General features: G+C 36.4%; 9 protein-coding genes. 4 read left to right on the top strand and 5 right to left on the bottom strand.

Going from position 1 to position 9,314, the window contains the following annotated elements; translation table 11 throughout:
* Positions 1-47: 47 nt before the first annotated feature.
* The 5 genes from GQ589_RS06910 to GQ589_RS06890 all read right to left on the bottom strand — a co-directional run bounded on the left by GQ589_RS06910 (position 48) and on the right by GQ589_RS06890 (position 3,822).
* The gene (locus GQ589_RS06910; protein ID WP_202115043.1) at positions 48-320 is read right to left on the bottom strand and encodes a DDE-type integrase/transposase/recombinase; all 273 of its coding nucleotides are present in this window, start codon (positions 318-320) and stop codon (positions 48-50) included.
* Between the two features lie 43 nt (positions 321-363).
* Positions 364-453 (bottom strand): hypothetical protein, encoded by a 90-nt coding sequence (locus tag GQ589_RS12535; RefSeq protein WP_370519423.1) that lies wholly within the window; start codon positions 451-453, stop codon positions 364-366.
* A gap of 509 nt (positions 454-962) precedes the next feature.
* The gene (locus GQ589_RS06900) at positions 963-2,120 is read right to left on the bottom strand and encodes an ABC transporter permease (protein WP_202115042.1); all 1,158 of its coding nucleotides are present in this window, start codon (positions 2,118-2,120) and stop codon (positions 963-965) included.
* Positions 2,117-3,250, bottom strand: coding sequence for an HlyD family secretion protein (locus tag GQ589_RS06895; RefSeq protein ID WP_202115041.1), 1,134 nt, complete (start codon positions 3,248-3,250; stop codon positions 2,117-2,119). Before GQ589_RS06895 ends, GQ589_RS06900 begins: the two co-directional genes overlap by 4 nt.
* Positions 3,251-3,324: 74 nt before the next feature.
* The gene (locus GQ589_RS06890; protein WP_160411992.1) at positions 3,325-3,822 is read right to left on the bottom strand and encodes a MarR family winged helix-turn-helix transcriptional regulator; all 498 of its coding nucleotides are present in this window, start codon (positions 3,820-3,822) and stop codon (positions 3,325-3,327) included.
* 288 nt (positions 3,823-4,110) lie between these two features.
* Here GQ589_RS06890 and nirB point away from each other — a divergent pair, with 288 nt between their 5' ends.
* Genes nirB through cysG form a run of 4 tightly spaced genes read left to right on the top strand, consistent with a single transcriptional unit; the run spans position 4,111 to position 9,172 of the window.
* Complete coding sequence (gene nirB / locus GQ589_RS06885) at positions 4,111-6,633, top strand: nitrite reductase large subunit NirB (protein ID WP_160425312.1); 2,523 nt, start codon at positions 4,111-4,113, stop codon at positions 6,631-6,633.
* Position 6,634: 1 nt separating this feature from the next.
* A complete protein-coding gene (nirD, locus tag GQ589_RS06880) occupies positions 6,635-6,967 on the top strand; it encodes a nitrite reductase small subunit NirD (protein ID WP_160411990.1) in 333 nt (110 codons plus the stop codon).
* 26 nt (positions 6,968-6,993) lie between these two features.
* Positions 6,994-7,761 carry a nitrite transporter NirC gene (gene nirC, locus GQ589_RS06875; RefSeq protein WP_160425310.1) on the top strand — a complete coding sequence of 256 codons (768 nt, stop codon included), beginning with the start codon at positions 6,994-6,996 and terminating at the stop codon, positions 7,759-7,761.
* A gap of 37 nt (positions 7,762-7,798) precedes the next feature.
* The gene (gene cysG, locus GQ589_RS06870; RefSeq protein WP_160425308.1) at positions 7,799-9,172 is read left to right on the top strand and encodes a siroheme synthase CysG; all 1,374 of its coding nucleotides are present in this window, start codon (positions 7,799-7,801) and stop codon (positions 9,170-9,172) included.
* Positions 9,173-9,314: the final 142 nt, after the last annotated feature.

Genomic DNA, 9,314 nt, shown 5'->3' with positions numbered 1-9,314 from the left:
CATGACACCGATTGAGTATAAAACACTAAAACAAGCAGCTTAATTTTCTACGTGAGTTGTGTACTAAGTTTGGGATATTTACAACTTGTTCCTTGATATTTACGTCCATTATCGGAATAAATACATGTAGTAGTATAAGGACACTGTGCTAACACATCGTTTAGTAAAAATTGTGCCGAGCAAAATTGGGATTTATCAGGATAAATACCGGCATAAAGCTCGCGTGAAAAATCATCAATGCCAACAAATAAATATTCTCTCGTTTGCTGTTTTGTTTCATTTTTAAGTAAAGGTAAACGTTTGGTATCAACGTGTCGCATTTCACCTGGATAGAGGTTTTGTTATCGCGTTTAGCTTGCCGTCTTAATTTATCTTCAATCGGGCTTTCTTTAGTATGTTATAAATGGTAGGACGACTGACCATAAAGTGTTTTGCCAAATCAGTGACCGTTATTTTTTCTTTATGATATAAGCGCCATATCTCTTGTCTGTGATAAGGCGTTAGTTTTGTTTTTTTTTATGTATATTCATTACAGTAGTTTCTCAAATTACTGTAAACAACGCGAGGAATTTCTACAAATAATCATTTTAAGTACTTTTTTATCGATGATTGTAGTTTGCATTCCTCCCTATTTCAAAATACAACGTTATCAAGAAGAATTTGATGAAATTTGGTTTGAATCGTTTAGATGATAACTTAAAGGTAGTTTTTGTGGGGGAAGTGATTTGAGTTGTTGTGTGAATAGTATTTTATTGGGCACGGTTATTTGAATTTTGGGATTGGAAAAGTTACTTTAATGAGCATCAGCTTTATAAAGTCATTGTTGTGATACTCCAAAATAAAAGGAGGAACCAATAATAAATTTCACCCTAGGTGAAAATTCACCAAAGGGTATAAAAAAGATGTGATGTTATATCAAGTTTTTACTGAAACATAGGGATTACCTGAAATTTTTGACAAAATTAGTTTTTTGCTGTCTTTTTTGTTCGTTCAACAAATATCATTACAACAAAAGCAATGACCGTTAAGTAGATAATGAAAGCGCCATAAGTCGCAAACATATCAATTAGTGATCGTCCTCGCATGGCAAAATCGCGGAAAAAGCGAAATAACCAAACTAATGGGAAAGCATGGCTAACATAGTAAGTCCAAATTGGCATTATTCCCACAGCCATTGTTGAGCCCCCCATAATAAATCCTGGCGGTACTAGAAAGATCATTTTGCTTGCTCCTTCGCCTGGGTTGTTGGTTTTCCAAGACAGTAAAAAACCTAACCAACCAAATGCTAGCCCTGTCATAAATACACTTGGCAAAAATGCAAAATAATTACCATCAAAGCGTAATTGTCCAAATATGACTAGTACGGCTGTAATTAGAGTTAATGCTGTTGTGTAAAATAGTGCATAAGGAACCGTTCTTGCTAATAATGAAACAAATCCTCTTTCTATTGCGGTTTGCCACATGCCTGTGACTTTTAAGCGCCCAACTATCATTAATGAGGTTAACCCATAAGTCAGTGATGAGAAAAAGTAAACGAAATAGATAATTGTCGATATGGTTGAGGAGCTTGCAGGGTTAAACATGTAGCGTGTTTTAAGCTGCATTGGTGATAAAGTTGCTTCGATACCATCATGACCAAGCCCTAATGCGGCGACTTTACTAATACTGAGTTCGGCACCTAATTCAGGAATGTACTCATTTAAGCTTTGTAATACCTTGGCATTTTGTGCGTCATTAGTATCATCAGCAAAATAACCTAAGCGAACGGTTTTGTCGCCTTTTTTTAAGCTTTTTTCTAAACCTTTAGGAATATATAAAACACCTAAATTACGGTCGTGGGACACTAAAGTGATTGGGTTTACGGGTGCTCGGATCACTTCTGTTACTTCGATATAAGGCGATGTATTAACTTTGCTAATTAGTTCAGTCGAATAATGTGAACCGTCAAGATCAATAACTGCAATTTTTCCTTCAAAAACAGCACCGTGGCTTAATACAATTGAAAATATGAGCGAGACAATAGCCGCTAAGCCAATCGAGACTTTATAATAAGGAATAAAGTGACCTGACAGCATGGCGTCGAGTTCTTCAAGAATGGATTTAATGATGTTTTGCATCATTTTTCAACCTCAAGTGTCATGCCAGTTAATAGTTTTGGGATTGGTTCGATATAAATTCTGACTTGATAAGAGGTTAAATCAGCTTGTCCTCGTTCTCGTGTCATTCGTAAATCAGCAAAAGATGGCGCTGCTGTGGCAAAGCGGACTTTTCCTTTTACTTCTTTATTAAGCGCAATCACATTCGCTGTAACAGTTGTGTCTGGTTGGTAATCATTAACCATTTTTTCATTTACATAAATGTCGATATATTTGCGTTCGGTTTCTAATAATACGGCTGGTGCACCATTGGGTACTATTTCACCATCTTCGAACAGGAGTTTTAATACTTTGCCATCTTCAGGGGCTTTTAATGTTAACCGTTCGTTATTGAGTTGTAATTGTTTTAATTCGGCTTCGCCTTGTGCAAGTTGTGCTTGTATTTGAGCAAGTTGATTTTTACGGTTTTCGAGTTTTTGCCGTGCAATAGTGATAGATTGTATTGTCATGCCTGTTGCATTTTTTGTTTGCCTAAATTGGCTGATTTGTTCAGGTGTTGCGCCAATCATTAAAGTCGATAGTTGACTTTCAATTTGTACAACTTGCATTTTTGCAACAGTAAAGGTGTGACGGGCGTTATCTAGTTGCGATTGAGAATTGCCACCTGTTTTGCGTAATTGTGTTTGGCGGTCAAATTCAATGTTAGCTAAATATTGAGCAGATTTTGCGGCTTCTAAATTGGCTTGCATTTCTTCAATCTTGCGCCAAGTTGATAATTCTGAAAGGTTAGTTTCATTCTCTGTAATTTTGATAGCAGTTTGTTCTTGATTAACGGCTGCTTTTTGACTATCAACAAGTGCTTGCATGCGATCGATAGCTAGCTTAGTATCAGTATCTTCTAACTGCATAAGTGGATCACCTTTTTTTACCATTTGTGATTCTTGCACAAATCGTTTGGTGACTTTTCCGCCGACATTTTGAAAGGCAATATTAATTTCATCAGCGGTTAATACTCCAGATTTGATGCTTTTAGCAACTGTTACGGCATCATTTCTTGAACCAAGGAAAATTAAGAATGATCCAAAAACTAAAAGGAGCAAAAAGATAAGTGGGATTTTGATGTTTTTTTTCATCTCTACATTTTTCATATTCATAGATAGCTTATTTTCCATTTATTTAGTCAGCTAATTATTTAAATAAAAAATAACCGTTAAGTCTTTTAAGATGGCTATTTTCGTAATAATTTTCGTAACATTAATATTAAGGATTCTTGTTCTTGCGAATCTAGTACCTGCGCAAAAGCGCGGATTGCTTTTAGGTGATTGGGTAATGCATCTTGAATTAGTCTTTCACCCGCATTTGTTAATGCGATTAGGCGTGAACGACCGTCATCATCATTTTTTGACATTGAAATTAATGGTTCAGATGCCGATAACATTCTTTTAACCATAACAGATACCGTAGCGGGTGTAACACCTATACGCAGTGCTAAATCGCTAGCGCAAGTTTCACCCTCTGAAAACAATGACATCAGTAAGGCAAACTTACCTTCAGACACACCATAATCTTTATCTAATTGTGCGTAAATATTAGAACGAATTAAATCGGCCGTTGTGATTAAACTTAATACCAGATCAACACCCGATACCTCAACAATATCATCGTTAAATCTTTGTGCTCGTGCTAAGGTTTCACGAGAAGGCAGTATTCTTGAATTATAATTCAATTGTCATTACTCAATTTAGTTAGTCGGCTAATTATATAAATTTAATAATACTTGGCAAGTTTTTTAGTTTTTTATGGAGGAGTTAAGTAATTTAGTAGGATATTTTTATCAATATTGTCCGTTTTTAGTTATTGTTAAGTAAGCGTAATTCATGGGATATTTTTTTAAATTATTATTCTTACCACTAAAGTGGTAATCCTTGAGGGTAGTTATAATCTGTACAAAGTTTCATACAATGTTATCAAAATAAAATTAAATCATTAAATTAAAATAAAATTGGAGTTTTGTATGAGTAAAACCAATCTCGTTATTATTGGTAATGGGATGGTTGGGCATCGTTTTGTTGAAGAATTAATCGATAAAGCACAGCCTAATCAGTTTAATATTACTATATTTTGTGAAGAACCACGACTTGCCTATGATCGGGTGCACCTTTCTTCTTATTTTTCTGGCCACACAGCAGAAGCGCTTTCTTTAGTTCGTGAAGGTTTATACGAAGAGAATAATATTAAAGTCTTACTTAATGAACGGGCTATTTTAATTAATCGTCAGCGTAAGGAGATTCACTCTCAACAAGGGCGAATTGTTGCTTATGATAAATTAATTATTGCGACAGGCTCTTATCCTTGGGTTCCACCGATTAAAGGCGCTGATGGTTCGGATTGTTTTGTTTATCGTACGATTGAAGATCTTGATGCTATTCAGAAATGTGCAACTCGCAGTAAAAAAGGTGCGGTTGTAGGTGGTGGATTATTAGGGCTTGAAGCGGCTGGTGCGTTGAAAAACTTAGGTATGCAAACGCATGTGGTTGAATTTGCTCCAGTGCTTATGGCAGAACAGCTTGATGCTATGGGTGGAGAGCAATTACGCCGAAAAATCGAAGAGATGGGCGTTGGTGTCCACACCAGTAAGAATACTCAAGAAATTATTCATAGCCCTGATGGTAAAATCATGCAATTTGCAGATGGTTCAACACTTGAAGTTGATTTTATTGTTTTTTCGACAGGGATTCGGGCAAACGATAAATTAGCGCAAGAATGTGAGCTGGAAATTGGATCTCGTGGCGGAATTGTGATTAATGATTATTGTCAAACATCCGATCCCGATATTTATGCTATAGGTGAATGTGCTTGTTGGCAAAACAAGGTTTTTGGTTTAGTTGCACCTGGCTATAAAATGGCTCAGATTGCATTAGCTCATTTAATGGGTGAATCTGCTAAATTTGAAGGTGCAGATATGAGTGCTAAATTGAAACTGATGGGTGTAGATGTTGGAAGTATTGGTGATGCCAAAGCAAAAACAATTGGTAGCCGTAGTTATGTTTATTTAGATGAAACCGCATCAGTTTATAAGAAGTTAGTTGTTTCTAACGACAATAAAAAGCTTTTAGGTGCAGTATTAGTTGGCGACACATCAGATTATAGCAATTTACTACAATTAATGCTTAATGATATGGAGCTACCTGAACATCCAGACACGTTAATACTGCCAGCACATGCAGGTGCAAAACCAACGATGGGCGTTGATGCGCTTCCTGATTCTGCTCAAATTTGTTCATGTTTTGATGTGACAAAAGAAAAAATTATTCATGCCATTAATGCCGGTTGCCATACCGTTGCCGCAATAAAAGCTGAAACGAAAGCAGGAACAGGGTGTGGTGGTTGTATTCCATTAGTTACCCAAATTCTGAACTTGGAGTTAGCTAAGCAAGGGATCGAAGTTAGCAACGCATTATGTAAACATTTTAAATATTCTCGTCAAGAATTGTATCATTTAATCCGTGTTGAGGGCTTAACGTCCTTTGAGCAAGTGATAAAAAAACATGGACAAGGTTATGGCTGTGAAGTTTGTAAGCCAACAGTTGGTTCGTTATTAGCATCATGCTGGAATGATTATATTCTTAAAGATAATTTAATTCCTTTGCAAGATAGTAATGATATTTTCTTAGGCAATATACAAAAAAATGGGACTTATTCGGTAATTCCACGCAGTGCAGGTGGTGAAATCACGCCAGAAGGATTAATTGCTGTTGGTCAAATAGCTAAAAAATATAATCTTTATTCTAAAATTACTGGCTCACAACGTATTGGTTTATTTGGTGCACAAAAAGATGATCTTCCTGCTATTTGGAAGGAACTTATTGATGCTGGTTTCGAGAGCGGTTATGCTTATGCCAAAGCATTACGAATGGCAAAAACTTGTGTTGGTAATACTTGGTGTCGATTTGGTGTCGGCGATAGTGTTGGTTTGGGTGTTGAGCTTGAAAATCGCTATAAAGGTATTCGTGCACCACATAAATTTAAGCTAGGTGTATCGGGTTGTACGCGTGAATGTGCTGAGGCTCAAGGTAAAGATATTGGTGTTATTGCCACAGAAAAAGGTTGGAACCTTTACGTTTGTGGTAATGGGGGTATGAAACCTCGTCACACCGATTTACTTGCTGCTGATCTTGATAAAAATACACTTATTCAATATATAGATCGTTTCCTTATGTTTTACATTCGTACAGCTGATAAGTTACAACGCACATCGGTTTGGCTTGAAAATCTTGAAGGCGGCATTGATTATTTACGCAGTATTATTATTGACGATAAACTCGGCATTAATGCAGAACTAGAAAATGAAATGGCACGGTTACGCAAATTAATGGTATGCGAATGGAAAGAAACTGTTGAAAATCCTGAAAACCAAAGTCGGTTTGCTCATTTTATTAACAGTAGCAATCGTGATGATAATGTCCAAATTGTACCTGAGCGTGATCAACATCGCCCAGCTACCGCAGAAGAACGAAAAGTAATGTTAGGGGGATAATATGAGTCAATGGATAACAGTTTGTAAGCTTGATGACATTTTACCTGGCACAGGTGTTTGTGCTCTAGTTGGTAATGATCATGTGGCTATTTTTCGTCCTTATAATAATACTGAAATTTATGCAATTAGTAATATTGATCCGTTTGCTAAGGCAAGTGTTTTATCTCGTGGCATTATCGCAGAACATGAAAATGAGTTATGGGTGGCAAGTCCTCTAAAAAAACAACGTTTTCGCTTAAAAGATGGTTATTGTCTGGATGATGAACAATATTCTGTCACTCATTATGATGTAAACGTTAGTGAAGATGGCACAGTGCAAGTAAGAGCACAATGACTATATTTTAAAAAGGATAAATATCTATGTATACCGATACGATTAATAAATGTGCAGCAAATGCTGCGCGTATTGTTAGTTTGGCAAAAAATAACTCTTTTGGTTTTTGGTTAAGCTCTGCTATGGCTGGCGCTTATGTAGGACTAGGAATTATTTTAATTTTTACTTTAGGAAACCTTGTTGATCCATCAATAAGACCTTTACTTATGGGGGCAACGTTTGGCATTGCTTTAACGTTGGTTGTAATTGCAGGTTCTGAGTTATTTACAGGGCATACCATGTTTTTAACTCTAGGAGTAAAATGTAAAAAAATTACTCATACCCAAATGTGGACAGTATTGCCGCAAACATGGTTAGGAAATTTATTAGGTTCAATTTTTGTTGCTGCATTGTATTTTTATGCTGCAACACCTCTATTATCAACTGATACTAGTTTGGTTCATGCAGCAGCTTTGGCAAAAACGTCTGCTTCAGCTTCAGCATTATTTTTTAGGGGTATTTTATGTAACTGGTTAGTTTGTTTAGCGATTTGGATGGCTAATCGAGTTGAAGGTTCTGCAAAGTTTATCGCTATTTGGTGGTGTTTGTTAGCATTTATTGCTTGTGGTTATGAACACTCCGTTGCGAACATGACACTTTTTTCACTTTCTTGGTTTGGTCACCATAGTGATGCTTATACATTAGCTGGAATTGGCCATAATTTACTTTGGGTCTCGTTGGGTAATATTGTTTCTGGTGCCATTTTTATGGGATTAGGATATTGGTATGCTACACCTAAAGCTGAGAGACCATAATCTTGGTATAATTATGAATGATAAGTATTGAGGCTTTATGGATTATTTTCCACTATTTTGTAAGTTAGAAAACCGCAACTGCTTGCTAGTTGGTGGTGGTGAAATCGCCGAGCGGAAAGCTCGGCTATTGCTTGATGCTGGCGCGAAGTTAACAGTTAATGCACTTGAGTTTAATGAACAATTCTTATGCTGGCAGGAACAAAAAAAGTTAGTGTTACAGCAAGGTAAATTTGATGCTCAATTACTTGATAATAAGTGGCTAGTCATTGCTGCAACAAACAACCCAGATACGAATAAAACAGTAAGTATTGAGGCTGAAAAACGATGCGTTTTTTGCAATGTTGTTGATTCAGCAAAAGAGGGAAGCTTTATAATGCCCTCAATTATTGATCGTTCCCCTATTATGGTAGCAGTTTCTTCAGAAGGACATGCTCCAGTCTTGGCTAGATTACTACGAGAAAAATTAGAGTCTATTTTACCTCAGCATTTAGGTAAATTAGCTAAATATGCAGGCTATTTACGCAATAAAGTTAAAATAACCTATAAAACCATGGCTGCCCGTCGTCGCTTTTGGGAGCGATTGTTTTCTCATGATAGATTAGCTCAGGCGATCGCAAATAATGACTCAGATCGCGTTGAAAGGCTGACCAATGAGTTATTTGATTTATCGCTTGATTATCAAGGTGAAGTTGTTTTAGTCGGAGCAGGGCCTGGCGATGCAGGATTGCTGACCATAAAGGGATTGCAGCAAATCCAGCAAGCAGACATTATTGTGTATGATAGATTAGTATCAGATGAAATTATGAATCTTGCTAGGCGAGACGCTCAGCGTATCTTTGTTGGTAAACGAGCTGGATTTCATTGTGTTCCTCAAGAACAAATAAACCAAATTCTTTTACAGCAAGCGAAGAAAGGTAAGCGTGTTGTTCGCTTAAAAGGGGGAGATCCGTTTATTTTTGGTCGTGGTGGGGAAGAGCTTGAAATATTATTTAATGCAGATATTCCATTTTCTGTTGTGCCGGGTATTACTGCGGCTTCGGGATGTTCTGCCTATAGCGGAATTCCATTAACACATCGAGATTATGCTCATAGTGTACGTTTGATTACGGGACATTTAAAAAATGGTAGTCATCTTGATTGGCAGAGTTTAGCGGCAGAAAAACAAACATTAGTTTTTTATATGGGGTTATCTCAAGCAGAAAACATTGAAAGGCAGTTAATTAAGCATGGAATGAATGCAAATACCCCAGTTGCGATTGTTGAAGAGGGTACCACAACGAAACAAAAAGTGATATCGGGGGTATTAAGCAATTTGACACAACTATCATTACAAGCTCGCAGTCCAAGCTTAATTGTTATTGGCCCTGTTGTTGCGTTACGTGAAAAGCTGAATTGGTTTTCTGAGCATTAATCTAAAGGAGTTATTATTTTAGAAAATAGTTAAAGAATAACTAAAAAATCAAAAGAATAGGTAACAAAATGATTTGTTGGTTAATTAATATAGAATTTATTAATTTGATATTATCATAATGTTACCATGAAGAAAAAATAAA

The organism is Gilliamella sp. Pas-s27 (genome assembly GCF_009795865.1).
Lineage (GTDB): Bacteria > Pseudomonadota > Gammaproteobacteria > Enterobacterales > Orbaceae > Gilliamella.
This window is presented reverse-complemented; position numbering and strand designations above follow the sequence as displayed.